We start from the raw sequence: 26,991 nt of genomic DNA, 5'->3' as shown, positions 1-26,991 counted from the left end.
TATGCGATGGGCTTACGCGTCGCCGATAGCAACCTGCGCCGGGAATGCCGCCCGCCAGGCGTCAAATCCGCCGTCAATGCTGTATGCAGCGTTAAATCCCTGGCCCAGCAGGAACTGCGCCGCGCCTTTGCTGCTGTTACCGTGATAGCACATTACCAGTACCGGTAAATCCTGATTAGCTTTGGCGATAAAGTCCGCCAGGTTGTCGTTGGTGAGATGCTGCGCACCGGCGGCATGGCCCATCATAAAGCTTTGCGGATCGCGGATATCCACCAGCTGCGCACCTTGTGCCAGATGCTCTTGCGCCTGCAGGACATTAATACACTCGAAGGTTTCCATGGTGTCTCTCATTACTTCGTCACAATTAGCGGTTGATAAAATCGCCGGTGTTGGTGCCAGGTCGCCATAAATGGCGCCCCTACGACTGCTCGATGCGGAGGTTGTAGGGGCGCCATTTATGACGACCTAACCGTCTTAACTACCAAGCATTACACAATTAGCGCCTAGTTTAACCTGAGAATCGGTCGCGATAACCTGACAAGTCCTGTGGTTATGTGATTTTTTTCCTGTCGGAATGTTAGCTATATCACGCAAAAATGTTTTTATTCAGTTAACCGCTGGCATCGATGTTGGTTTCCGATTATTATTACGCTCGAAAACGAACATTTTAGAACTATTCCGAACATCGGAGGAGATGACGTGGAAACCAAAGACCTGATCGTGATCGGCGGCGGCATTAACGGAGCCGGCATTGCAGTGGACGCTGCAGGACGCGGACTGTCGGTGCTGATGCTGGAGGCGCGGGATTTGGCCTGTGCAACCTCCTCCAACAGCTCAAAGCTGATTCACGGTGGCCTGCGCTACCTTGAACACTATGAATTCCGCCTGGTAGGCGAAGCCTTAGCCGAGCGTGAAGTGCTGCTGAAGATGGCACCGCATATCGCTTTCCCAATGCGCTTCCGTCTGCCGCATCGTCCGCACCTGCGCCCGGCGTGGATGATCCGCATGGGCCTGTTCATGTATGACCGCCTGGGCAAACGTACTACGCTGCCGGGCAGTAAAAGCCTGCGTTTTGGCGCGGATTCGGCCCTCAAGCCGGAAATCACGCGCGGTTTCGAATATTCTGACTGCTGGGTCGATGATGCACGCATGGTGGTGCTCAACGCGCAGGAAGTGGAGAAACAGGGCGGCGAAGTGCGCACCCGTACCCGCGTGACCCGCGCCTGGCGCGAAGGCGGTTTGTGGATGGTGGAGGCCGAAGATATTGATAGCGGCAAAACGTACACCTGGCGCGCGAAAGGTTTAGTCAATGCCGCCGGTCCGTGGGTGAAAGAATTCTTCGACGACGGCCTGAAGCTGAAATCGCCGTACGGCATTCGGCTCATCAAGGGCAGTCACATTGTAGTGCCGCGCGTCCATCGCGAAAAGCAGGCCTATATCCTGCAAAACGAAGACAACCGTATCGTGTTTGTGATTCCGTGGATGGATGAGTTCTCCATCATCGGTACTACCGACGTGGAGTACAAAGGCGATCCGAAAAACGTGAAGATCGATGACAATGAAATCAGCTACCTGCTGAAAGTGTTTAACGGACACTTCAAGCAGCAGCTGAGCAAAGATGACATCGTCTGGACTTACTCGGGTGTGCGTCCGCTGTGCGATGATGAATCGGATTCTCCGCAGGCCATCACCCGCGACTACACGCTGGATGTGCATGACGACAATGGTCAGGCGCCGCTGCTGTCGGTGTTCGGCGGCAAGCTGACGACCTATCGCAAACTGGCGGAGCACGCGCTGGAGAAACTGACCAAGTATTACCCGAATATTGGCCCGGCCTGGACCAAAAGTGCAGTATTGCCGGGTGGTGATTTCTCCGGTACGCGTGAAGATTACGCCGCGGGCCTGCGTCGTCGCTATCCGTTTATCAGCGAAGGCATGGCGCGTCACTTTGCCCGCACTTACGGCAGCCGTACCGAAGTGCTGCTGGAAGGCGCGAAGAGCATTGATGATTTGGGTGAGAACTTTGGGCATGAGTTCTACGAAGCCGAGCTGCGATATCTGGTGAAAAACGAGTGGGTGCGCGAGCTGGATGATGCAATTTGGCGTCGTACCAAACAAGGTATGTGGCTGAGCGAAGCGGAACAGGCGCGTATTCGCGAATGGCTGGCGGTCAACGCGCAGAAACCGGCGCTGTCGTTGGCTTCTTAACTATCGCCCTTTGTTAAAATGAACCCCGCGAAGCCAGCGGGGTTTTATTTTTTTGTCTGAATTTACTTATTACATCTCGCACATCTTAACTACTGCGCAAGATCACACCCTGCCAGCGCGATTTCTGACTGAATAACTCTCCACGTATTTTAGGAATAATTATCAGAAGGATATACGCATGGTGATGGCAACCTTTCCGCTTAATATCTACTCTACACGCCGCGCATTCAGTGATTGCAGTGCGGACGATATGCGCTATGGCGACATTTCAGAACATCGCCTTAAACACGAATTTGATCTGATCAATATTTCCAATGTGGTTGATCCCTACACCATGACGCGACTTAACCCGTTTCATAATCCGCAGTCCCGTTTTTCGGGCGCATTAGGTAGCCAAACTGGCGAAAAGCTGACACCAGAAGAGTGTGCAAATTTATTGTTTGCCGAGATGCAAACCACCTCCTTGCCGTTTGCTATGGTTGGCCCACAACGTTTTCTGATAAATAAAATGCTGGAACATTTTAGGCGTTCTACCGGTATGCCATTTTGTGACATGTCGCTCGATATGGCATATCGTGATCAGATCATTAATGATCGAAGTGAAGATAGCACTCGCCAAAACGTTATTGATTTTTTTAATAAGAACATGGATTATAAAAATCATGGAATTTCTAAAGATAAAATACATTATTTAACCAAAATCATTGCAGGAACAGTATTACCAAAATTCGATTCTCTTGCCGACAGAATAAATGGTTTAGGCATAACGGTACATGATGTTCATGCCACTCAAATAGAGGTAATGAACCTTGAAGTTAGTCATGAACATTGGCATGCACGGCTTAAATATAAGGGACAAGATCATTTCGGATTAGATACCAACGATATCCTTAAAATCAAGTTTAGACAGTTTTAGTTTTTCAAAATCTGGTTCACTCTTCAACGTTACGATCAGTTTGGATATCGCCCTTTTTTAACTAATATGGAAGCGGTTATTGATATTGAGGGCCGAAAATAATGATCAAACGCATTGTATTAATATCAGTAATGAGCATTGCCATTATTTTATATTTACTATATTTGAATAGGAAGCCAGTTGACATAATTGCGGTACATAGCAATGACACCGTTGTAGATATTCTTGTTCGCGATCTTCCTTTATCATCTAAAGCAAGCATTGAATGGTGGACAAGAAATAGACTAAACATACTCTCGAAAAATAATATCAAGCCAGCAGAACAAGGCGGACCAGAATATTTCGTGTTCTTTAAGTTTGATGGTAAATATAAAGAGTTGGAAGATAAAGATCGTCTATGTTTTGATGATATTCCATCACCTCAAAACTGCATTGATAAACACAGGTTAATGTCAGTTTCCCCAAATCGTGAGAAGAACACTATCTATAGATTCAGTCATTCAGCTTTCATTCAATCAGTTGATGGAAAGTTATCAGAATTTGAAGAAAAAAAATGAAAAAAGGCTCCATACGGAGCCTTTCTGTTGCAACCTAAACTTACAGCCCCGCATTCTCACGAATATATTTACGCGCTTTCACCGCATATTCGAACGGGTTAGCCAACGCCGGATCCTGTTCAGCTTCCACCACCATCCAGCCTTTATAGCCGTAATCATCGAGGATTTTGAACACCGGCTTGAAATCAATCACACCGTCGCCCGGCACGGTAAAGGTGCCCTTCTTCACGCCATCAAGGAACGACAATGATTTTTCGCGCACTTCCGCAACCACGCTGTCGCGCACGTCTTTAAGATGCACGTGGAAAATACGCGGCAGATATTTGGTCAGCACGTCCAGCATCGCCTGCTGTGAACCTTCGGAATAGTAGATGTGGCCGGTGTCATACAGCAGGCCGACATTCTCATTCGTCGATTCCATAAAGCGATCGATTTCGGCGGGGGTCTGGATACCGGTGCCCATGTGATGGTGCAGCGTTAAGCGCATACCTTTCTGCGCGGCGATCTCGGCCAACTCGTTGTAGCCTTCTGCCGTCAATCGCCACTCTTCATCGGTGAAAATCGGCTTCTGCTCCAGCACGGCGAGCGTGGTGCCCTGAATACTTTTGCTCTGCTCAGAGCAGCCAATCACGCGCGCGCCCATCTCATACAGAAAATTCATGTGATTGGTGAATTCGTCGATGGTTTTTGCTTTGTCGCCATTGGCAAAGAAAGTGCTGAACCATGCGTTACAAATCTGAATACCACGGATATCCAGCATTGGCTTGAGGATTGCCGGATCGCGCGGGTATTTGCTGCCCACTTCGCTACCGGTAAAGCCTGCCAGCGCCATTTCACTGACGGTTTGCTGGAAGGTGTTTTCACTGCCCAGCTCCGGCATATCGTCGTTGGTCCAACCGATTGGCGCAATCGCCAGTTTTACGTTGTCTTGGTTCATCTTCAGTTCCCTGATTCACTCAGAGGCGGCCCTTAGCCGCCGGAGATTATGCGCAAACGGCTCAGTTATTTAGCGTAGAAATCCGGACGTGGCGGCATGGTAACCGGCTCAATCGCACCGCTGTTCTGCGCTTTCTGGCAGGCATCGGCGGCCACGGAGGCAGCAAAGCCATCCCAGGCCGAAGGACCGGTCAGCTCGCCACTCTTCACGTCATTAATGAACGCCTGCAGCTCAACGTCGTAGGCATCGATAAAGCGATCTTTCCAATCCGTCAGCAAGGGTGTACCGAGGCGCGCGTTTTTGCGCGTTTGAATCGCCGAAGGCTCAGGCAGTTTCGCGATGCCCTCTTCACCCACCACTTCGCATTGGATGTCGTAGCCGTATGCACAGTTGACGAAAATCTCGACATCAATGCGAATGCCTTTCTGCGTTTCGAACAGCACGATTTGCGGATCTTTCAGTTTGGCGTGGGATTTCGACGTGGTACGCGGGAACACCACCTGCACGGTTTTGTAATCGTCTTCCGTCAGCCAGCGCAGCACATCCAGCTCGTGAATCAGCGTGTTAGTAATCGCCATGTCGGTGGTGTAATTCTCGCCAACGCTCTGGTTGCGGTGCGCGCAGTGCAGCATTAACGGTTCACCGATTTCACCGTCGGTAATCACTTTTTTCAGCGCGCGATAGCCGGAATCGTACGGGCGCATAAAGCCCACCTGCACCAGACGTTTGCCGTGTTTGATCTCCGCATCGACAATGCGACGGCAGCCTTCCGCGCTCAGCGCCAGCGGCTTCTCACAGAACACCGGTTTGCCCGCAGCAATGGCGGCCAGCGTGAACTCTTCGTGGGTCGGATCCCAGGAAGTCACCAGCACGGCATCAACTTCGGGCGAGTTGATCACCTGATGGCCATCCTGATACACCTCGGCTTCGATATTCAGACGTTGCAGCGCCGCACGCGCACCTTCCACGTTGATATCAGAAACCGCCACCACTTTCGCACCCTGCAAGACGTTATTGCAGCGACGAATGTGTTCCTGACCAATTGCACCGGTACCAATTACACCGAGTTTTAGCGTCATAATTACACCTGTAGAGTTCGTTCGGATACATTAAGATAAACAAGGCCGGAGAACCCCGGCCTTAAAGAGGATTTAGTACTTACGCGCCTGTTCGATATGCACGTTAAGGTTGTCGGCCACTTCCTGCGTGCGGGTCGAGGTTGAGGTTTGCGCCACGCCCACATGCCACCAGCTGAAGTACTTGTGCACCATGGTTTTTGGCAGCACTTTGATGTCGAACAGCGTTGAAACCGTCTGCTTCTGCGCATCAATCAGCGCCGCTTCCAGCTGCTCCAGCGTGGTGATGCGATAGGTTTTGCAGCCGTAACCGCCGGCAATCGCCGCAAAGTCCACCGGCACAAAGCCGCCATCCAGCTTGCCGCCTTCCGGATTACGGAAGCGGAACTCGGTGGTGAAGCTGTCCATGCCGTGCTCCATCTGCAGGTTGTTAATACAACCGTTGGTCATGTTATCCAGCAGCACGACGTTGATTTTGGCCCCTTCCTGAATCGAGGTGACCAGCTCGGAGTGCAGCATCATGAACGAACCGTCGCCGACCATGACGTAAACTTCACGCTGCGGCTGCGCCAGCTTCACGCCCAGCGCGGCGTTCACTTCATAGCCCATACAGGAGTAGCCGTACTCAACGTGGTACGAGTTGTAATCTTTGGTGCGCCACACGCGTTGCAGATCGCCCGGCAGACTGCCCGCTGCAGCCACAATCACCGCATCCTTTGGGAGCTGCTCGTTTAAGGTGCCCAGCACGCTGCTCTGCGTCAGCACCGATTGCGTCAGGCGTTCGAACTCGGCAAACAACGCTTCACGATCGGCGTGATCGGCGATTTCAGGAATGAAATCGTCGCTGTTATAGGTCGCGGCATAAACGCGCTGCGTCTCTTTCAGCAGTTTACTTTGCGACAGTTCAATCTGGTCGCCCCAATGATTTTCAAACCCTTTCAGCCCGCTTTCCAGCGCCGTTAAACCTTCACGCGCATCCGCCAGCAGCTGTACCGCATCCAGCTTGTAGCTATCAAAGTTGCTGACATTAAGATTCAGATAGCTGACGTCCGGATTCTGGAAAATCCATTTTGAGGCGGTGGTGAAATCGGTGTAACGCGTACCGATGCCAATCACCAGATCGGCCTCTTTCGCCAGCAGATTCGCTGCCAGACAGCCGGTTTCACCCACGCCGCCCACATTCAAAGGATGATCGGAAACGATGGTGCCTTTACCGGCCTGGGTTTCGGCAAAAGGAATGTTGAAGCGCTCGGCGAATTTCAGCAGCGCATCACCGGCGTCGGAGTATTTCAAACCGCCACCGACAACGATCAGCGGCTTGTGTTTACGCGCAATCAGCGCCAACGCATCGCCCAACTGTGCAGCCGTGGGCAAACGGCGATCCAGACGATGCACCCGCTTCTGGAAGAAGTATTCCGGGAAATCCCAGGCCTCAGCCTGTACGTCCTGCGGCAGCGCGAGGGTTACCGCGCCGGTTTCGGCTGGATCGGTCAGTACGCGCAGGGCATTAATGCACGCGGTCATCAGCTGCTCTGGGCGGCTTACGCGGTCCCAGTATTTGCTCACCGCGCGAAACGCGTCGTTGGTGCTGATGCTGAGATCGTGGCTCTGTTCGATCTGCTGCAATACCGGATCGGGTTGGCGCGTAGCAAACACATCGCCCGGCAGCAGCAGTAAAGGAATGCGGTTGGCCGTGGCCGTGGCGGCGGCGGTGATCATGTTGGCAGCACCTGGTCCAACGGAAGAAGTACAGGCAATAATCTGACGACGCAGCGACTGTTTGGCAAACCCAATCGCCGCGTGCGCCATGCCCTGCTCATTACGGCCCTGATGCACCACCAGATCGCCGCTATCCTGCTCCAGCGCCTGGCCCAATCCCAGCACGTTACCGTGACCGAAAATGGCAAAAATGCCTTTCACGAATTTGGTTTCCACGCCGTCAACGTTCAGGTACTGGTTATCCAGAAATTTTACCAGCGCCTGTGCCGTGGTGAGTCTGATTGTGCCCATATGCTTCTTCCTTTACATGCTGGTACCTGTGGTGAGGTACATCGCGGTTCGGGTAACAACTGCCGCTTACGGCGCCCGCGGATTAAGTGAAACGTGTGGCGATTATAAACAAATATTTTTTTCATTAAATACGATTACAGAAGAAACATTTCATTTTGCGATAGAGATCAAATTCAGCGATGAAACGAACGCTTTCAGGGCGAGCAAAGGGAGGAAAGTGGAACGGTAAAAGGTTATTTAACGGCCATAACGAAATTTCATTTCACTTCAGTAGCTTCCTTGATTTATCGCTCTTTTCCTGAGACCTGGCTCACAAGCCCGAGTATCGCTGGAATTCAGCGCTTAACACCTGCTGTATTACACCTTTGTCAGATTTTTACCTGGCTCACAAAATCGCGACGGACGTTTCATTTCATATTGTGTTTGGAATTTTTATTCCTCATACTGCGTAAAAGCCAATCAGGCACCTTGAGAACCCGGAAGCAAAGCGCTCGATGATGGGCGGCAGCGCCCGCAGTGTCTGCTTATCACAGAAGGAAACAATAGGTATGAGTACACAACAGAAGCGGCTTGATGTGATTTGTATTGGACGCATCGCCGTCGACCTTTACGGTCAGCAAATTGGATCACGTCTGGAAGATATGACCAGCTTCAATAAATATCTGGGTGGATCTTCTGGCAACGTGGCCTATGGCACAGCTATTCAGGGCCTGAAGTCTGCCATGCTGGCGCGCGTAGGTGACGAGCATAATGGCCGCTTTTTACGTGAAGAGCTGCAGCGGGCAGGCTGCAACACCGACGGTTTGATCACGGACAAGCATCGCCTGACGGGTCTGGTGATTCTTGGGATTAAAGATGAAGAGACCTTCCCGCTAATTTTCTACCGTGATAACTGCGCCGATATGGGCCTGGTGCCGGAAGATATTAAAGAAGAGTTTATCACCTCCTCACGTGCGGTCGCCGTTACCGGCACGCACTTGTCACACCCGCAAACCCGTGCCGCAGTATTGAAGGCGCTGGATATCGCCCGACGTAACGGGCTGCGTACCGCACTGGATATCGATTATCGCCCGGTCCTGTGGGGCCTGACCTCACTCGGCGACGGTGAAACGCGTTTCATTGAATCGGGCGAAGTAACGCAACAGTTGCAGGAAGTCCTGCACTATTTCGATTTGGTGGTGGGAACGGAAGAAGAGTTTCATATTGCCGGTGGCAGCACCGATACCTTGACCGCGCTGAAAAACGTGCGTAAATCGAGCCAGGCAACGCTGGTGTGCAAACGTGGCCCGCTGGGCTGCGTGGTATTTGAGGGCGAGATCCCAGATAGCTGGGAACAGACCACATTACAGAGCGGCGTGCGCGTGGAAGTGCTGAATGTACTTGGCGCGGGCGATGCCTTTATGTCTGGCCTGCTGCGCGGCTGGCTAAACGACGAAAGCTGGGAGCAGGCGTGCCGTTACGCAAACGCCTGTGGGGCACTGGTGGTTTCCCGCCACGGCTGCGCGCCAGCGATGCCAACCAAAGAAGAGCTGGATGATTTCCTTCGCCGCGATAACGACGTGAAGCGCCCGGATCTCGATCCACGCCTGAATCATTTACACCGCGTGACGACACGTAAGCAGCAGTGGCCCGAGCTGAATGTGTTCGCCTTTGACCACCGCAAGCAGCTGGCCGATATGGCGCGCGAAGCGGGCGTCAGCGAAGAGCGCATTCCACAGCTGAAACTGCTGCTGTTGCGCGCAGCTGAAGAAGCGGCAAACGAGGCAGGTTTGCATCAGAAAAGCGGCATCCTCGCGGATACCACCTATGGCCAGAAAGCGCTGAACGCGATTACCGGTAAAAACTGGTGGATTGGTCGCCCCATCGAGCTGCCAAGTTCCCGCCCGCTGCGCCTCGAGCACGGCAATATTGGTTCGCAGCTGGTCGACTGGCCGGCCGAACACGTAGTGAAATGCCTGGTGTTCTACCATCCACATGACAGCGCGGAACTGCGTAAAGAGCAGGATGATCTGGTGCTGGATGTGTGGAAAGGCTGCAATAAAAGCGGTCACGAACTGCTGCTGGAAGTGATTCTGCCGGAAAGTAACCCGGACCGGAAAGAGTCTTACTATTACGATATGCTGAGCCACTTCTACAGCCTGGGTATTCAGCCGGACTGGTGGAAACTGCCGCCGCTGTCCGCGGAGAGCTGGCAGTCCATCAGCGGCTTGATCGAGCAAAACGATCCACACTGCCGCGGCATTCTGCTACTGGGTCTGGATGCACCAGAAGAGACGCTGAAAGCCGGTTTTGCGGCGGCGGCGCAAGCGCCATGGGTGAAAGGTTTTGCGGTAGGTCGCACTATCTTCGGCCAGCCGTCACGCCAGTGGCTGCAGGGCGAACTGGACGACAAGGCGCTGATCGAAACCGTGAAAGGCAATTATCTGCGCCTGATCGGCTACTGGCGCGCGGTGCGCGGTTAAGCTGTTGAATTAGCATCAAAGAAGCGGCCGATGGCCGCTTTTTTTGCATTGTGCGCGTTGGCCCTCATCCTAACCTTCTCCCGCTGGCGGGAGAAGGAACTGTCCTCTGCGATTTTGCGGACCGAATGCATTCCTCGACTTTCACTCGATAGGTTCCCTCGCCCGCTTGCGGGTGAGGGTTAGGGTGAGGGGAAAACATGCACATTCTGTGAGGCATTTCATAAACCGATGAAATAAGCGTCACGAAGATGTCAAACGAATGAAATTTTCCATCCATCTGGTACTATAGCGCTCATTATCCAGCCATATTTTCTTTTTTAGCGGGCCGAAGTAATGACCAATAATCCAACACAACTTACCCTGTTACAGGACGATATCCGTCGTCGCTATGAGACGCTGAGTAAACGCCTGAAGCAGGTGGCTCGTTATATCCTTGATAACAGCAACAGCATTGCGTTTGATACCGTTGCCTCCATTGCGCAACATGCTGATGTGCCACCCTCCACGCTGATCCGCTTTGCCAACGCTTTTGGCTTCAGCGGCTTCAACGAAATGAAACAGGTTTTCCGCCAGCATCTGATGGAAGAAACGGTTAACTATACCGAGCGTGCACGTCTGTTCCGCCAAACCGCCACCGACGACAGCGCCAGCTCACCCGAGAGCCCGGCTGAAATTCTCAACGTCTTTACCATGGTGAACAGTCAGGCGCTGCAACAGCTGGCGATGCAGGTGAATCCGGACCAACTCAACCGCGCGGTGAAAATGCTCGATGAAGCGGAGAACATCTACATTATCGGCCTGCGCCGCTCGTTCAGCGTGGCTTCTTATCTGGTGTACGCGCTGCGCCATCTGGAGCGCCGGGCATTCCTGATCGATGGCCTCGGCGGCATGTTCACCGAGCAGCTCAGTATGGTGAATCCCAAAGACGTGGTGATTGCCATCAGCTATTCGCCTTACGCGCGTGAAGCGGTGGAGTTGGTTGAGCTAGGTGCCAAGCGTGGCGCGCATCTGATCGCCATCACCGACAGCCAGGTCAGCCCGCTGGCCGCCTTCAGCGATGTGTGCTTTGTGGTGCGTGAGGCGCAGGTGGATGGCTTCCGTTCGCAGGTGGCATCGCTGTGTCTGGCGCAGACGCTCGCCGTATCGTTAGCGCTGAATAACAACGTTATTAACGAATAATCTCTTCGTAGGGTCGCCATTGATGGCGACCAGCCAACAAAAAGGGCAGCCATGTGGCTGCCCTTTTAACGTTGGTGCGCATAAATGCGCTCCCTACGAACGCGGATACTTATCGCTATTCACCCAGGCATGATCTTTCTCCCAGGTAAATTTCCACAACCGTTTTGGCCCCGCCATCACGTTGAGATAGTAATTATCGTAACCGGCAATGGTCGCCACCGGATGATAGCCGCGCGGCACCGTCACCACATCACGGTTATACGGCGCCATGCACTCGTCGAGCGAACGGTCGTCGGTATAAACACGCTGCATGGCGAAACCTGGCTCAGGATCGAAACGGTGATAGTAGGTTTCTTCCAGATAGGTTTCTTCAGGGCTATTTTTCTGGTCGTGCTTGTGGCTAGGGTACGAACTGGTCGCGCCTTCGTCGGTATACACTTCCACCACCAGCAGGCTGTCGGCTTCTTTGTTATCCGGCAAAATGTTGTGCACCAGACGCTGGTTGCGGCCTTTACCACGCTGCTCAACACCCACATCTTCCGGGGCAATCAGGCGCGCCGGCAGATTACCGCCGCCTGGTGCATTACACACCGCCAGCTCCAGATCGCTGTCCGCATACACTTCCACTTCATCGTTATGCGGCACATACACCGAGTACGGCGGAATGCGCTCAAACGGCGACAGACGCTTACCGAGATGTGGGAACTCCGCATGGCGGGTTTTTACCGATGCAAAGCCCGCCACCAGCACCAGACACAGCTCTTTATCACCGCTGCTCAGCGTCAGGCGCTGCCCTTTTTTCAGCAGGTAGGCATCAAAGCCTACGTATTCCCAGCCCGCGCTCTCAGGCGTGACATGCTGAATACGACCGTTGCTGTCGGGTTTTTGCGCTTTCGAAATCAGAGACATCCTGTTCCTCCTGGTTGAGCGAGATTAGCCCAGCGTCGGCATGCTGAACTCAGAGACGGTTTGCTGGCCGCTCGGCCAACGCACGGTGGCGGTTTTCATGCGCGTGTAGAAACGCACGCCGTCTGGACCATGCACGTTCAGCGCACCAAACACCGAACGCTTCCAGCCGCCGAAGCTGTGGAACGCCATCGGTACCGGAACCGGGACGTTAACGCCCACCATGCCCGCTTCCACGTTCTGTACGAATTCGCGCGCGGTGTGACCGTTGCTGGTAAAGATGGCGCTACCGTTGCCGAACTCATGGCTGTTAACCAGCTGCAGCGCGCTATCGAAATCTGTAGAACGCATGATGCTTAATACCGGCCCGAAGATCTCTTCGCGCCAGATGGTCATGTCTGAAGTCACGTTATCAAACAGGGTGCCGCCCACGTAGTAACCTTCAGCGTGACCTGCTACCTCAACACCGCGACCATCAACCACCAGCTTCGCGCCTTCCTGCTCGCCTTTATCGATATAGCCCAGCACTTTCTTCTGGTGCGCGGCAGAAACTACCGGCCCCATTTCATTCTCTTCAGCACCTTTCTGAATTCCCGGGCCGATGCGCAGCGCTTTAATCAGCGGCGTGAGGCGTGCAATCAGTTTGTCAGCCGTATCGTCACCCACCGCCACCACCACCGGCAGCGCCATGCAGCGTTCACCAGCAGAGCCAAACGCGCCGCCCATAATGGCGTTCACGGTGGCATCAAGATCGGCATCTGGCATCACGATAGCGTGGTTTTTTGCCGCGCCGAATGCCTGAACACGTTTACCGTGGGCGCTGGCGGTTTTGTAGATATGCTCAGCCACGCCGGAAGAACCGACGAAGCTGACTGCCGCGATGCGCGGGTCTTTATACAACTGCTCGGCATCTTCGTTAGACGAGTGCACCACGTTGAACACACCATCTGGCAGGCCCGCTTCTTTCAGCAGTTCGGCCATACGCACCGAGGCTGAGGGATCCAGCGCCGGTGGCTTGAGGATGAAGGTGTTGCCGCACGCCAGCGCGATGGGGAACATCCACAGCGGCACCATCGCCGGGAAGTTGAATGGCGTGATACCCGCCACCACGCCCACGGGTTGCATCAGCGAGTAGCTATCAACGCCGGTGCCCACGCTGGGGGAGTTTTCACCTTTAATCAGATGCGGAATACCGCAGGCAAACTCGATCACTTCAATACCACGCGTCAACTCACCCAGCGCATCTGACCACACTTTACCGTGCTCAGAAACAATCAGTGCCGCCAGCTCATCGCGGTGTTTTTCCATCAGGGCTTTGAAGTTGAACATCACACGGGCACGACGCAGCGGCGCGGTTTTCGACCATTCCGGGAACGCAGCATGGGCGACTTCAATCGCTTTTTCCACTTCCGCCGCGGTGCTCTGCGTCAGTTCGCGCACCACTTTGCCGGTCGCCGGATCGTACACGGGAATGGTTTCATTGCTGGCGCTATGGGTAATTTTTCCGCCGATAAAGTTTCCTACGATAGTCATGTCGTTGCCTCTTAGATGTGAAGTTCCCTGCAGACAGCCGGTTCAAACCGCAACGCTGCGTGAGCAGGCAATACTTAAAGCGTGCTATGAAGCTATAGCAATGAAATAAATTTTTCAAATACTTCTTTTTAGAAAATTTCCTTTTAGCGGCATGGATCGCATTTTTTCGCTGGCGGTTTTCAAGCGGCTGTAAACCAGCCTGCAGCGCTGACGTACCGGCATTTTTCCGCGGCTGAAAACGCGGCACACTAAGCCGCTGAGTGGACAGAATTTGTGCCACAAATCCAGTCACAACATACAACGCGAAACGAAATATGAAATTTTTGCGAGACAGATCCAATATCTGATATTTCATAATTCAATAATAATGAAATAAATGTTTTCTTTGCTGCATCTTATCCGCATCACCCTACAGGAGCCGCAAATGGCCATCGATCCAACCCGTTTCTGTATTAACCGTAAAATTGCCCCCACGCTTTCGCTGGAAGCCTTCTTTCAGCTGGTACAGCGTTTAGGATTGAATAAGGTTGAGCTACGTAATGACATGCCGAGCGGTAAGGTGACCGATGATCTTAGCGCGGCAGCGCTGCGGGCGCTGGCGGATAAGTATGAGATTGAGATCGTCACGATTAATGCGCTCTACCCGTTTAACCGTGCCGATGATGCGCTGCTGGCAAAAGCCGAAGCGCTACTTCAGGAAGCGCAAGCTATTGGCGCAAAAGCGCTGGTGATGTGTCCGCTGAATGAAGGGATTGAGATATCGCCGCAGCAGACGCTTGAAGCGCTGCAGGTGCTCGCACCGCGCTTTGAAAAATATGGCATTCAGGGATTAGTGGAACCGCTGGGCTTCCCGGTGAGTTCGCTGCGTTCAGCGGTGCAAGTACAGAAGTTGATTCAGCAAGCCAAAGTCCCGTTTAAGGTGCTGCTCGATACCTTCCATCATCACCTGTATGAAAACGCGGAGAATGAGTTCCCGCAGGAGATCGATGTTAATCATATTGGCCTTGTGCACTTGTCTGGCGTGGAAGATACCCGACCGACCGCGCAGTTAACCGATGAAGAGCGCATTATGCTCAGCGACCGTGATGTGCTGAACAGCGTGGCGCAGGTAAAACGTCTGGAGATACTCGGCTACAAAGGACTCTACGCGTTTGAGCCGTTTTCATCGACGCTGGAGAAGTGGGACACCGCAGAGATTGAACGCCAGATACGCCACAGCATCGAATTGCTGCAAGCCTAAACGAACCCTTATCTGTGTCTCTTAGACACTTTTGCTAGTGTTGGCCTCGGTCGGAGGCCCTTTTTTTATCCCACATACATCTGAAAGTCCCGGTGCGCATGAATGCGCACCCTACGGGTTTTGTAGGGTCGTCATTTATGGCGACCGCCAACTACGCATTCTCTTTGATCTCTGCTGCGGCGGTTTCCGGCATTCTTTTGATCATGCGCAGCGTGCAAAACAGCGCTAAACACACCAGCAGCGCGGTAAGAAAATAGACCAACGACACGCCGGCATAGCTCATGATGAAACCGGCAATCGGGCCGGTGATGCCGAGGGACAAATCCATAAACGCGGTATAGGTGGCGAGCGCGCTGCCCTGATTCTGCTGCGGTACCACTTTCACCGCTACCACGCCAATTGCCGGGAACACCAGAGAAAAACCGGCGCCAGTAAGGAATGCCCCCGTCTTCGCCATCCACGGATCAAACGAACCGGCCACCAGAAACAGGCCAATCGCCTCCACCGCAAAGCAGATACTCGCCACGCGCAGCCCGCCCAGTTTATTGATGGCGTTGGGAAACAGCAGGCGCGTACCGACGAACGCGGCGCTGAACATGGTCAGCGCGAAAGCCGCCCCGTCCCAGCCTTTATCCTGATAAAACAGCGTGATAAAAGTGGCGATAACGCCGAATCCGGCAGAGCCCATCGCCAGAATCAGACCAAAACCGTACACCTTGCTCAGCACATCACGAAACGGCAGCGGCTTGGCTTTGCTGCCTTTCACCGCTGCTCGCGGCAATGCCAGCGCAATGGCTAACAGACAAATAGCGATGATGATGCTGGAGAGCAGCAGTAAACCGCCGCTACGGAAGATCACGACGCCGAGCGGCGCACCAATCGCCATCGCCCCATAAGTGACGATACCGTTCCAGGAAATCACCCGGCCGATATGCAGCGAGCCGACGCGCGCCACGCCCCACAGCGAAGTTCCGGTACCAGAAAAACTTTGACCCACGCCTAAAATCACGCGGCCGAGGCACAGCAACACCAGACTCAGCACGCCCTGCCCATCGCTCAGCGCCGATAAAAGAATACAGATACCGCTCAGCAAGCAGCCCACCAGCCCAATCACCACCACCTTTTTCGGTCCCCACACATCGGCATAGCGCCCGGCGTGTGGGCGACTCAGCAGCGTGGCGATGTATTGCAGGCTAATCACTAATCCCGCCCAAAAGGCGTTATAACCCAACCCGTCATGGACAAAACCCGGCAGCACCGCCAGCGGCAAACCGATGGTGAGATAGCTGGCAAAGTTGAACTTCACGATGGAGAGAATCAGTAAGTTAAGGCGAAAACGGCCGTGTTCAGGTGCGGCGGCGGGCAGGTCAGGCATGAGTAATTGCGCTCGTGGGTGACGGAATTTTTATAACAGAAGGATAACTATACGCCTTTTGCCGCGCTGCGCATCAGTGGAATGCCCAGGTTTATGGTCATCATTTCGTCATATCGCCCTCGTAGACTCGCCGTCATTAAATCCCAAAGAGGATGAAAATCTGATGACGCTCCTGATTTCTACGCAGGCGCGCGTGCCTGACGCCCACTCTCGCAAGGGAGGTGGCCGATGACGCATGCCGCGCTGCCTATTGAACTGAAAAATCTCAGATGGTCAGTGGGTAACCTGACTATTCTGCACGATCTCTCTCTGACCATTCCCGCCGGCGAAATCCTTGCGCTACTCGGCCCAAGCGGCTGTGGCAAAAGCACGCTGCTAAAACTGCTGGCGGGCTTGCTGCAACCGACAGAAGGCGAGCTGTGGATTGGCGCACGCTGCGTCGCATCGGCACATCACTGCGATGCCCCAGAGAAGCGCAACCTCGGCATGGTGTTCCAGGATTATGCGCTGTGGCCGCATATGTCGGTGGCACAAAACGTTGCCTTCCCGCTGCGCATGCGCGGCATCAGCAAAGCTGCCGCTCGTGAACAGGCCGATGCCGCCCTGGCGCAGGTTGGTCTGGCTGATTTTGGCGATCGTAAACCGGCGCTGCTCTCCGGCGGCCAGCAGCAGCGCGTGGCGCTGGCGCGCGCGTTGGTGGCGAAACCGGCGATTTTGCTGTTCGACGAACCGCTGTCCAACCTTGACCGCGACCTGCGAGAAACCCTGGTTCATACCATGGCGGATTTGCTGCGCGCCGCGGGCATCACCGCTGTTTACGTTACGCACGACCGCGAGGAAGCCAACACGCTGGCAGATCGCATCATTCACCTGGCGCAGGGCCAGATTGTTTCCGTTACTCACCTCTCAGGGGACCGCAATGCCATCTCTCAAGTCAGTTAAACGAGCCATCAGCCAGAAAGGAGCCATCAGCGCGATGATGTTGACTTCCGCTATGATGATCAACGATGCCCAGGCGCTGACGGTGTATACCGCGGGTCCGGGTTCGCTGTCGAAAAGTCTCGCCGCCGGATTTGAAAAACAGACCGGTATTAAAGTGAATATTTTCCAGGCCACGACCGGCAAAGTGATGGCACGTCTGGAGGCTGAACAGGCCAATCCGCAGGCCGACGTGCTGATCTCGGCTTCGTGGGATACCGCAGAAGATCTGCAGCAGCGTGGCTGGTTGCTGCCGTTTAACAGCGCCAACGCGGCAAAGGTGCCAGAGCAGTTCAAAACCGCTGATTACGTGGCGCAGGGTATTTCCGCGCTGGGCATCGTGTGGAATACGCAAAGCAATACGCCAGAGCCGAAGACCTGGCAGGATCTCACCGCCCCCGCCTTTAAAGATAAAGTCACCACGCCGGATCCGGCACTCTCGGGCGCATCACTCGATCTGCTGATTGGCCTGCAAAACAGCGAAGGCGAAAAAGCCTGGCAGCTGTTTGACCAGCTGAAAGCCAACGGCATGATAATGAGCGGCCCAAACGCGCAGGCGGTCACGCCGGTGCTGCAAGGCGCCAGGGCGGCGGTGTTTGGCGCGGTCGATTACGTCACCTATAACAACATTGCGCAGGGCGAGAGCGTGAAAGTGATCTTCCCGGAAAATGGCACCGTGGTGGCGCCGCGTCCGATGATGATCCTGAAAAGCAGCCAGCACGCCAATGATGCCAAAGCCTTTATTGATTACGTTCTTTCGGATGCAGGTCAGGAGCAGGTAGCGAAAGCCTGGCTGATGCCGGCACGCACCGATATCAAAGCGCAGCGCCCGCTGTTTACCGAAATTAAGCTGTTACCCACCCAGCAGAACGGCAGCAGCGAGCGCGCGGCGGTACTGAAGCGCTTCGGCGCGCTGTTCGGGCAGTAAGCGATGTCGCGTGCCCTGAACGGATTGATTCTGCTGGCGTTGCTGCTGCTGGTGGCGCTGCCGCTGCTGTTTATCGTGCTGCAGGCGCTGTTTCCACACTTCAGCGCAGGCAGCTGGCGTGACGCCTTCAGCACGTTACCGACACTGCTGAACGATCCACAGCTGTTATCCATGGGGCTGGGCACGCTGAAAATCGGCGGCGGCGTAGCGCTGTGCAGCTTGCTGCTGGGTTTGCCGCTCGGCGCAGTGCGCGGCCTGTTCCGTCTGCCGGGCGCGGCGCTGTGGGATCTGCTGTTTCTGATCCCCTTTCTCACGCCGCCCTATATCGCGGCGCTGTCATGGACGCTGGCGCTGCAACGCAACGGCTATATCGAACAACTCACCGGCATCAATTTCGCCAGCCTGCTGTTTAGCAGCAGCGGCATGGTTCTGGTGATGACGCTAAACATCTTCCCGGTGGTCTATTTCGCGGTGTCACGCTCGCTGATGGCCAGCGGACAGCGTCTCGCCTGGGTGGCGCGCGTGCATGGCGCATCGGCATGGCGCGGTTTCTGGCACATCACCTTGCCGCTTACCTTACCGGCGCTGGCGGGCGGCGTACTGCTGGCGTTTACGCTGGCGATTGAAGAGTACGGCGTGCCCGCGGCACTCGGCGCGCAGGCAAAGCTGACGCTGATGACCGTAGGAATTGAAACCAAACTTGCCGACTGGCCGATCGATCTGCCCGGCGCAGCGTTATTGTCGCTGATGCTAAGTGTGGTGGCGCTCGCAGCGTGGTTGCTGCAACGCAAACTCACAGGCAGCAGCGATGTGACGGCGGTGAGCGGCAAGCCGGTTACCCAGGAGCTGACGCATGCCGGTCGCTGGCAGATAGTGCTGCTGCTGCCGTTTGTGCTCACGCTGCTGCTGACGGTGGTGCTGCCGCTGGGTGCTATGGCGTTGAGCGGCCTGCTAAATACTCTCTCCGGCGGATTACAGCTCAATAACCTGACGCTGCGCCACTTTGGCGCACTGTTTAGCCAACAGGGCGATGCGCTGGCAGCCTTCTCCACCAGCATCGGACTGGCGCTCGGAGCGGCATTGTTGACCGGCGCGCTCGGTTTTCTTATCGCCTGGCGCGTATCGGAAGGCAAAACTCGCCTGCTCGCCATGATGGATGGCCTGGCGCTGCTGCCTGCGGCAATGCCGGGCGTGGTGGTCGGCGTAGGATTGATTCTGCTGTGGAATCGCGGGTTTTGGCCGGTTTCGCCCTATAACACCCTTGGGATTCTGTTACTTTCGTACAGCTGTTTGCTGCTGCCGTGGCCGGTGCGTTATGTCAGTAGCGCATTGCGCCAGCTGGCACCGACGCTGGAACCTGCCGCCCGCGTTCATGGTGCATCACGCCTGCAGGCGCTGCGCCTGATCGTATTACCGCTGGTGGCACCCAGCCTGCTGGCGGCTATGATGATGGTGTTTGCCGTAGCATCACGCGAGTTGGTGACCTCACTGCTGCTGGCACCGGCGGGCACGCAAACCGTGGCGATCTTTATCTGGCGTCAGTTCGAGCAGGGTTCGGTCGGGCAAGGGATGGCGATGGCCACGCTGACGCTGCTCGCCAGCCTCAGTCTGATGCTTGCCGCCACCGCGCTGATGCAGCGTCAGCGTCGCTGATGATAGCGGTCGCCATAAATGGCGACCCTACAATGAAACGGTGCGGATTTCGTAGGGTGCGCATTCATGCGCACCTGGAAACCTTTTTTCTGTTTGTCTTAAAATACAGAGAGTTATTTTTCATCAGCTACACTTTCCTGAGAAAAAATGTCTCAGGAGAGAGCATGAACAACCTGCTACAGGAAAAAATTGGCCAGAACATCCTGGTGAAACTGGCGATGCTGGTGATTATTCTGGCGGGCATTCGCGCCGCCTCGGACATTCTGGTGCCCTTCTTGTTGGCCAGCTTTTTAGCGATTGTGCTCAACCCGCTGGTGACGATGCTGATGCGGCGCGGCGTAAAGCGCAGCCTGGCGATTACGCTGGTGATCACGGTGATTTTCATCGTGCTGCTGCTGTTGGTGGCGGTGCTCGCCAGCTCAGCCAGCGACTTCAGTGATACCTACCCGCAAATCCGCACCCTGCTCGAACAGAAGCTTGCGGTGGTTCAGCACTTCGCCGCCCGTTTTCATATCAACATTTCCACCGATGCGCTGGCCGCGCGTCTCGACCCCAACGTCATTATGAACATGGCCACCACGCTACTCACTCAGCTCTCCGGCGCAATGACCAACGTGCTGCTGCTGATTCTTACCGTGGTGTTTATGCTGTTTGAAGTGCGCCATCTGCCGTACAAAATGCGTAATGCGATGGTCAATCCGCAGATCCGCATTGCCGGTTTGCACCGCGCGTTGAAAGGCGTGACGCACTACCTGGCGCTAAAAACCCTGGTGAGCTTGATAACCGGCGTCGCCGTTTGGCTGTCGCTGCTGCTGCTCGGCGTGAAGTTCGCGCTGTTCTGGGGCGTGGTGGCCTTCATCCTTAATTTTATCCCTAATATTGGGCCCATCATCGCGGGTATCCCGCCGTTTATTCAGGCGCTGGTGCTGAACAATATTTATGACGCCATGCTGGTGGCCGCGCTGTTTAGCGCCATTCATATGGTATTCGGCAATATGCTGGAGCCGCGACTGATGGGGCGTGGACTGGGACTGTCGACATTGGTGGTGTTTCTGTCGTTGATTTTCTGGGGCTGGCTGCTGGGCCCGGTGGGCATGTTGCTGTCGGTGCCGCTCACCAGCGTGACCAAAATTTTGATGGAAACCACGCCGGGCGGCAGCCGGTTGGCGATTATGCTGGGCAACGGCCGGCCGGGATCGCGGGCGCGATAACCGCTGCACATTTTCATTCCTCATTTTCAGGTCAATATGCTTGCCTAACATCGAGGCATAGCGATTTTGCCGCTGGGACATGCCAACAGCGGCAAAAGATGATCATTAAACGCAAAGCGGGATTGATCATTGACCTGTATCAGATCGGTTAATTCTTAAATCGCTAACATGCAGCGCCCGATGAAAGTGGTATGCTGCTGACGCCGCTGTTTGCCTGCTTTTAACTGCTTTAACCGACCGAGGAATGTCTGGTGCTTCCGCAAAAACGACATCGCGATTTTGGCTGGCTATTAATTGTCTGCGCCGGGTTATTACCGCTGGTGCTCGGCATCCTTTGCACCGCAATCGAAGCGCGCCACACGGTCAGTCAGCAGCAGATTTCAACGGCCAACACCTTGTTGACGCAGGCTGAAAAGATGAGCGACAACGCCTGGGATATGATCACCGAGCTGCGCCAGTACCACAATCAGCCCTGCGCGCAGATTCAGGATAAGCTGCAGCGCGCCGGCACGCTCAACCCCTATTTTCGCTCCATCGGCATGCTGAATGGCGACGACATCAGCTGTTCCTCCGCGTTCGGTCTGGCCCACGGCACGCTGGCCGAAATGATGATGCAGCCGCCGCCGATTACCGGCAAAGCCTGGTGGAGCGTTTCGGTGCGCGGCACGGTGGGTGTGCCCACGCGTCCCGCCGTGGTTTTTGTGCGGCAGCTTCCTGATACCAGCGGTTTTTGGGCGGTGATTGACGGCCAGTATTTGATGGATTTCATGCACGCTATCGGTGAATCGCGGGGTTATCAAATGAGCCTGCAATTTAGCGGCGGCGCGGTGATCGGCAGCGGGCCCAGCGACACGTCCCCCGAGTTGTATCTGAAAAGCGAATCTTATCAGACCGAATCCAGCCGCTATCCCATCAGCGTCAACGTTACGGTGCCCGCTTCCGAGCTGCTTAAAGCCTGGCGCCAGGCGCTGTTTATCTTCCTGCCCATGGCGGCAATTTTCTCGATTCTGCTGATGATCCTGACAGCCAACTGGCTGCGTCGGCGTATTTCATGGCGTGACGAGATTCGCCGTGCCATTCGTGGCCGCCAGTTTTCGGTGCATTATCAACCGGTCTACAGCAATAAATTTCAGGCATGTGCCGGTGCGGAGGCGCTGTTGCGTTGGCAGCTGCCGAACGGTGAGATGATTCGCCCCGATATTTTTATCAGCGCCGCCGAAGCCGAAGGGATGATTGTGCCGTTGACGCAGCACCTGCTGGATCTGATGGCGGAAGATATTCAGAGCTGGCAGGTGGATGCCGGCTTCCATATTGGGCTAAATCTGGCCGCTGAACATTTGCAGCATCCAGACTTTATCACTGATATTGAACAGTTTGCGGCGCGCATCAAACATAAACAGCTATGCATTACGCTGGAGCTGACCGAACGCAGCCTGATTGAAGACGGTGAGATGGTGGCACGCAAACTGCGTCATTTACGGGCGCAGGGTATGAAGGTGGCGATCGACGATTTCGGTACCGGCCACTGTTCATTGACCTATCTGCTCACCTTCCCGCTGGATTATTTGAAAATCGATCGCGGCTTTATCAATGCCATTGAGGGGTTAGACGTTGAGACGCCGGTGCTGGATGCGATTATCAACCTATGCCATAAGCTGGAACTGGATGTGCTTGGCGAGGGTGTAGAAACCGCGACGCAATTTGCGTATCTGCAGCAGCGTGGCGTGATATTTATTCAGGGCTATTATTATGCCCGTCCGATGGATAATGACCAGCTGCGTGCCTGGCTCAGCGAGCAAGGGCACAAACCGCTTCTTGTTGAGGAACACCATGAGCCTGAACTGCATCATTCTTGATGATTATCAGAACGTCGCCCTAACGCTTGCCGATTGGGCCTCGCTTGAACCGCTGGTTTACACCACTTCCCTTTCTGAACATTACGCCGACCAGGATGAATTGGTTAAGCACATCGCCCATGCAGATATTCTGGTAATAATGCGTGAGCGCACGCCGCTGAGCGCCGAGCTGATTGGCCGCCTGCCCAATCTGAAACTGGTGGTCACTTCCGGCATGCGTAACGCCGCAATCGATTTAGACGCCTGCGCCGAGCGTTATATCGCCGTGTGCGGTACCGCCAGCAGCAGCGCCGCGCCCATGGAGCTCAGCTGGGGATTGTTGCTCGGCCTGGCGCGCCATATCGTGCCTGAGAATCAGACGCTGCGCAGTAACGGTGCGTGGCAACATACCTTAGGCATCAGCCTGCAGGGCAAAACGCTGGGCTTGGTCGGACTTGGCAAAATTGGCGGCGAGATGGCCAGGGTCGCGCAGGCATTTGGCATGCACGTTTGTGCATGGAGCCAGAATTTAACCGCAGAACGCGCTGCCGAGTGTGGTGCCAGAACCCATGCCGTCGCTGACGGCGCTGCTCACTAAAAGTGATGTGGTGTCGATTCATCTGGTGCTTAGCGATCGCTCGCGCCATCTGATTGATGCCGATGCGCTGGCGCAGATGAAGCCTGGTGCGCTGCTGATTAACACGTCGCGTGCCGGCATTGTCGATCAACAGGCGATGATCAGCGCGTTGCAGTCGGGTCAGCTGGCGGGTGCGGGATTGGATGTGTTTGAACAGGAACCGCTCCCTGCGGATCATCCTTTGCGCCACTTGCCCAACGTGCTGGCAACCCCGCATCTCGGCTATGTAGCTGACAGCAATTACCGGACTTACTTTACCCAGGCGGTAGAAGATATTCAGGGATGGTTGACGGCCGCGCCGCTGCGTTCACTGCTTTGATCGCCAGTCGCTAGTTGATCCCTCTATTAATGATCTTTTTTAGCCATACGCATTGGACGGTTTTAGTGGCTTTCCTTGCGCGTTTATTCAGCAGATACACCACAGCATTAGCTAAAAAATAGACAGTTAATGGCGGAAACATGACAAATATCACACAAAATCGGTATACTCTGTCGCGGTTGGCAATCATTACCTCCCTAATAATTGCTGCGGCAGGCCAGGGGAAAACGCTTTTTCACGGCTATGCTTTAATTTTCTCAACGCCGCGGACTGTTCGCTTTAATTGAGTCCGCAGCGTTGAGGATTTTTCGAATTCCAATACAGGGTAACCTCATGAAACTACGTAGGAAGCGTGTAAAACCTATTGGGCTGGATGACGTCACGATTATCGACGACGCCCGTTTACGTAAAGCTATTACCGCCGCGTCTCTGGGCAACGCGATGGAGTGGTTTGATTTTGGTGTTTATGGCTTTGTGGCTTACGCACTGGGTAAAGTCTTTTTCCCGGATGCCACGCCAGGTATTCAGATGATTGCCGCACTGGCAACCTTCTCGGTACCGTTCCTGATCCGTCCACTGGGCGGCCTGTTCTTCGGTATGTTGGGTGACAAATACGGTCGCCAAAAAATCCTTTCCATAACCATTGTCATCATGTCGATCAGTACCTTCTGTATCGGCCTGATACCGTCCTATGCCTCTATCGGCATTTGGGCACCGGTGCTGCTGCTGCTGGCGAAAATGGCCCAGGGCTTTTCGGTCGGCGGAGAATATACCGGCGCATCGATCTTCGTCGCGGAATACTCGCCGGACCGTAAGCGCGGCTTTATGGGTAGCTGGCTCGATTTCGGCTCCATTGCGGGCTTTGTGCTGGGCGCGGGTGTCGTCGTCCTGATCTCCACCATCATTGGTGAAGAGAAGTTCCTCGAATGGGGCTGGCGCCTGCCGTTCTTCCTGGCGCTGCCGCTCGGTATTATCGGCTTGTACCTGCGTCATGCGCTGGAAGAAACCCCGGCGTTCCAGCAGCACGTTGATAACCTGGAACAGGGTGACCGCGAAGGTCTGCGCGACGGCCCGAAAGTCTCTTTCAAAGAGATTGCGACCAAACACTGGAAAAGCCTGCTGGCCTGTATCGGTCTGGTGATCGCCACCAACGTGACCTACTACATGCTGCTGACCTACATGCCGAGCTACCTGTCGCATAACCTGCACTACTCGGAAGATCACGGTGTGCTGATTATCATCGCCATCATGATGGGTATGCTGTTTGTGCAGCCGGTAATGGGGATGCTGAGTGACCGTTTCGGTCGTCGTCCGTTTGTGATCATCGGCAGCATCGCGCTGTTCATCTTCGCGATTCCGGCCTTTATGTTGATCAATAGCGGCGTGCTGGGCCTGATTTTTGCTGGTCTGCTGCTGATGGCGGTGATCCTCAACGCCTTTACCGGTGTGATGGCTTCTTCGCTGCCCGCAATGTTCCCAACGCACATCCGCTACAGTGCGCTGGCGAGCGCGTTTAACATTTCGGTACTGGTGGCCGGTTTGACGCCAACGCTGACCGCCTATCTGGTGGAAGCCACCAATAATCTGTATATGCCGGCTTACTACCTGATGGTCGTGGCAGTGATTGGTTTAATCACCGGTATCTACATGAAAGAGACCGCCAACAAGCCGCTGCGCGGCGCAACACCGGCGGCTTCCGACATGGCAGAGGCGCGTGAAATCCTGCAGGAGCATCACGACAACATCGAGCAGAAAATCGAAGATATTGATGACGAGATCGCCAAACTTGAGGCGAAACGTAAAAACCTGGTGCAGCAGCATCCGGACATCAACGAGTAATCTTCCCCCACTCCCGCCGCCCGGCGGGAGTTTTCGTTTCCGCACACAATCCTTCATCCGCAGCCACGAAAAGGGGTAAACTATCGCCACTTTTTTAACCTGCATAAGTTGTAGAGCATGTCTGAATTTAACCTTATCCAGCGCCCAAGAAGGCTGCGTAAAAGCGCCTCAATGCGTGAAATGTTCCAGGAATCTCACCTGAGCCTGAACGATCTGGCGCTGCCGATCTTCGTCGAAGAAGGCGTAGATGACTACGTGCCGATTAACGCCATGCCGGGCGTGATGCGTATTCCAGAAAAGCGTTTGGCGTATGAGATCGAACGTATTGCTAAAGCGGGCATTCGCTCCGTGATGACCTTCGGCATTTCACACCATACCGATGCCACCGGTAGCGATGCATGGAATGAGAACGGCCTGGTGGCGCGTATGTCGCGTATCTGCAAAGACACCGTGCCGGAAATGATCGTGATGTCCGACACCTGCTTCTGCGAGTACACCAGCCATGGCCACTGCGGCGTGCTGTGCGATCACGGCGTCGATAACGACCAAACGCTGATCAACCTCGGTAAACAAGCGGTGGTCGCCGCGCAGGCCGGTGCCGACTTTATCGCCCCTTCTGCCGCAATGGATGGCCAGGTAAAAGCGATCCGTCAGGCGCTGGACGCCGCGGGTTTCACCGATACCGCGATCATGTCTTACTCCACTAAGTTCGCTTCCTCCTTCTACGGCCCGTTCCGTGAAGCGGCAGGCACGGCGCTGAAAGGCGATCGTAAGACTTACCAGATGAACCCGATGAACCGCCGCGAAGCGATTCGCGAGTCGTTGATTGATGAAGCGGAAGGCGCTGATTCCCTGATGGTCAAACCGGCCGGAGCCTACCTTGATATCCTGCGTGATATCCGCGAGCGCACCACGCTGCCGCTGGCGGCGTACCAGGTAAGCGGTGAGTACGCGATGATCAAATTCGCGGCGCAGGCCGGTGCCATCGACGAACGCAATGTGGTGCTTGAGAGCCTTGGCGCGATTAAACGTGCCGGTGCCGATCTCATATTCAGCTACTTTGCCCTTGATCTCGCCGAGCAAAAAGTGCTCTGATAATCGTTACGCCTGGCAACGATTATCGCAGTCGTTGTCAGGCGCTTTCTGCCTGTGTGGCAAGACACCAGTGTTGTCGTCATTCCATAATTAAATA

At 54.7% G+C, this 26,991-nt stretch carries 19 protein-coding genes and 2 pseudogenes; 14 read left to right on the top strand and 7 right to left on the bottom strand.

Going from position 1 to position 26,991, the window contains the following annotated elements; translation table 11 throughout:
* Positions 1-12: 12 nt before the first annotated feature.
* Positions 13-339 (bottom strand): thiosulfate sulfurtransferase GlpE, encoded by a 327-nt coding sequence (gene glpE / locus CRO19_RS10430; protein WP_097095771.1) that lies wholly within the window; start codon positions 337-339, stop codon positions 13-15.
* A gap of 360 nt (positions 340-699) precedes the next feature.
* On the opposite strand from glpE, the gene glpD reads away from it, so the two are divergent.
* The 3 genes and pseudogenes from glpD to CRO19_RS10415 all read left to right on the top strand — a co-directional run bounded on the left by glpD (position 700) and on the right by CRO19_RS10415 (position 3,681).
* Positions 700-2,208, top strand: a complete 1,509-nt coding sequence (glpD, locus tag CRO19_RS10425; protein WP_097095770.1) for a glycerol-3-phosphate dehydrogenase — start codon at positions 700-702, stop codon at positions 2,206-2,208.
* 178 nt (positions 2,209-2,386) lie between these two features.
* Positions 2,387-3,226 (top strand): annotated as a pseudogene (locus tag CRO19_RS10420) (DUF3289 family protein).
* Positions 3,226-3,681: a DUF943 family protein gene (locus CRO19_RS10415; RefSeq protein ID WP_097095769.1), complete on the top strand. Its 456-nt coding sequence runs from the start codon at positions 3,226-3,228 to the stop codon at positions 3,679-3,681. Before CRO19_RS10420 ends, CRO19_RS10415 begins: the two are co-directional and overlap by 1 nt.
* A gap of 40 nt (positions 3,682-3,721) precedes the next feature.
* On the opposite strand, the gene iolE is transcribed toward CRO19_RS10415, so the two are convergent.
* From iolE to iolD, 3 genes are all read right to left on the bottom strand, one after another.
* Complete coding sequence (gene iolE, locus CRO19_RS10410) at positions 3,722-4,618, bottom strand: myo-inosose-2 dehydratase (RefSeq protein WP_097095768.1); 897 nt, start codon at positions 4,616-4,618, stop codon at positions 3,722-3,724.
* Between the two features lie 65 nt (positions 4,619-4,683).
* A complete protein-coding gene (gene iolG, locus CRO19_RS10405) occupies positions 4,684-5,697 on the bottom strand; it encodes a bifunctional inositol 2-dehydrogenase/D-chiro-inositol 1-dehydrogenase (protein WP_097095767.1) in 1,014 nt (337 codons plus the stop codon).
* Between the two features lie 72 nt (positions 5,698-5,769).
* On the bottom strand, positions 5,770-7,704 hold the full coding sequence (iolD, locus tag CRO19_RS10400; RefSeq protein WP_097095766.1) for a 3D-(3,5/4)-trihydroxycyclohexane-1,2-dione acylhydrolase (decyclizing): 1,935 nt from the start codon (positions 7,702-7,704) through the stop codon (positions 5,770-5,772).
* Between the two features lie 548 nt (positions 7,705-8,252).
* On the opposite strand from iolD, the gene CRO19_RS10395 reads away from it, so the two are divergent.
* Together CRO19_RS10395 and CRO19_RS10390 are read left to right on the top strand one after the other, a co-directional pair.
* Positions 8,253-10,166: a bifunctional 5-dehydro-2-deoxygluconokinase/5-dehydro-2-deoxyphosphogluconate aldolase gene (locus tag CRO19_RS10395; protein ID WP_097095765.1), complete on the top strand. Its 1,914-nt coding sequence runs from the start codon at positions 8,253-8,255 to the stop codon at positions 10,164-10,166.
* Positions 10,167-10,499: 333 nt separating this feature from the next.
* Positions 10,500-11,345, top strand: coding sequence for a MurR/RpiR family transcriptional regulator (locus CRO19_RS10390; protein ID WP_097095764.1), 846 nt, complete (start codon positions 10,500-10,502; stop codon positions 11,343-11,345).
* A 93-nt stretch (positions 11,346-11,438) separates the two neighbouring features.
* Here the strand turns inward: CRO19_RS10390 and iolB are convergent, their stop codons facing one another.
* Positions 11,439-12,254 (bottom strand): 5-deoxy-glucuronate isomerase, encoded by an 816-nt coding sequence (iolB, locus tag CRO19_RS10385; protein ID WP_097095763.1) that lies wholly within the window; start codon positions 12,252-12,254, stop codon positions 11,439-11,441.
* 24 nt (positions 12,255-12,278) lie between these two features.
* Complete coding sequence (locus CRO19_RS10380) at positions 12,279-13,784, bottom strand: CoA-acylating methylmalonate-semialdehyde dehydrogenase (RefSeq protein WP_097095762.1); 1,506 nt, start codon at positions 13,782-13,784, stop codon at positions 12,279-12,281.
* 424 nt (positions 13,785-14,208) lie between these two features.
* Here CRO19_RS10380 and CRO19_RS10375 point away from each other — a divergent pair, with 424 nt between their 5' ends.
* Positions 14,209-15,024, top strand: a complete 816-nt coding sequence (locus CRO19_RS10375) for a TIM barrel protein (protein ID WP_097097632.1) — start codon at positions 14,209-14,211, stop codon at positions 15,022-15,024.
* A 151-nt stretch (positions 15,025-15,175) separates the two neighbouring features.
* On the opposite strand, the gene CRO19_RS10370 is transcribed toward CRO19_RS10375, so the two are convergent.
* A complete protein-coding gene (locus tag CRO19_RS10370) occupies positions 15,176-16,399 on the bottom strand; it encodes an MFS transporter (RefSeq protein WP_097095761.1) in 1,224 nt (407 codons plus the stop codon).
* 228 nt (positions 16,400-16,627) lie between these two features.
* Between CRO19_RS10370 and CRO19_RS10365 the strand changes: the two genes are divergently transcribed.
* From CRO19_RS10365 to hemB, 8 genes and pseudogenes are all read left to right on the top strand, one after another.
* Positions 16,628-17,341: an ABC transporter ATP-binding protein gene (locus CRO19_RS10365; RefSeq protein WP_097095760.1), complete on the top strand. Its 714-nt coding sequence runs from the start codon at positions 16,628-16,630 to the stop codon at positions 17,339-17,341.
* Positions 17,319-18,305 carry an extracellular solute-binding protein gene (locus CRO19_RS10360; protein WP_176519146.1) on the top strand — a complete coding sequence of 329 codons (987 nt, stop codon included), beginning with the start codon at positions 17,319-17,321 and terminating at the stop codon, positions 18,303-18,305. Before CRO19_RS10365 ends, CRO19_RS10360 begins: the two co-directional genes overlap by 23 nt.
* Before the next feature lie 3 nt (positions 18,306-18,308).
* Positions 18,309-19,958: an ABC transporter permease gene (locus CRO19_RS10355; RefSeq protein ID WP_097095758.1), complete on the top strand. Its 1,650-nt coding sequence runs from the start codon at positions 18,309-18,311 to the stop codon at positions 19,956-19,958.
* A gap of 164 nt (positions 19,959-20,122) precedes the next feature.
* Positions 20,123-21,169 (top strand): AI-2E family transporter, encoded by a 1,047-nt coding sequence (locus CRO19_RS10350; protein WP_097095757.1) that lies wholly within the window; start codon positions 20,123-20,125, stop codon positions 21,167-21,169.
* Positions 21,170-21,420: 251 nt separating this feature from the next.
* A complete protein-coding gene (locus CRO19_RS10345) occupies positions 21,421-23,025 on the top strand; it encodes an EAL domain-containing protein (protein ID WP_097095756.1) in 1,605 nt (534 codons plus the stop codon).
* Positions 23,000-23,960: pseudogene (locus CRO19_RS10340) on the top strand (D-2-hydroxyacid dehydrogenase family protein). Before CRO19_RS10345 ends, CRO19_RS10340 begins: the two are co-directional and overlap by 26 nt.
* Positions 23,961-24,293: 333 nt before the next feature.
* A complete protein-coding gene (proP, locus tag CRO19_RS10335; RefSeq protein ID WP_097095755.1) occupies positions 24,294-25,799 on the top strand; it encodes a glycine betaine/L-proline transporter ProP in 1,506 nt (501 codons plus the stop codon).
* Between the two features lie 117 nt (positions 25,800-25,916).
* Entirely contained in the window at positions 25,917-26,894 is a 978-nt protein-coding gene (gene hemB / locus CRO19_RS10330; RefSeq protein WP_097095754.1) for a porphobilinogen synthase, read from the top strand.
* The last annotated feature ends 97 nt before the right edge of the window (positions 26,895-26,991 follow it).

The organism is Candidatus Pantoea floridensis, assembly GCF_900215435.1.
Taxonomy (GTDB): domain Bacteria; phylum Pseudomonadota; class Gammaproteobacteria; order Enterobacterales; family Enterobacteriaceae; genus Pantoea; species Pantoea floridensis.
The sequence above is the reverse complement of the archived record's forward strand: the minus strand, read 5'-3'. Positions and strand labels throughout refer to the sequence as shown.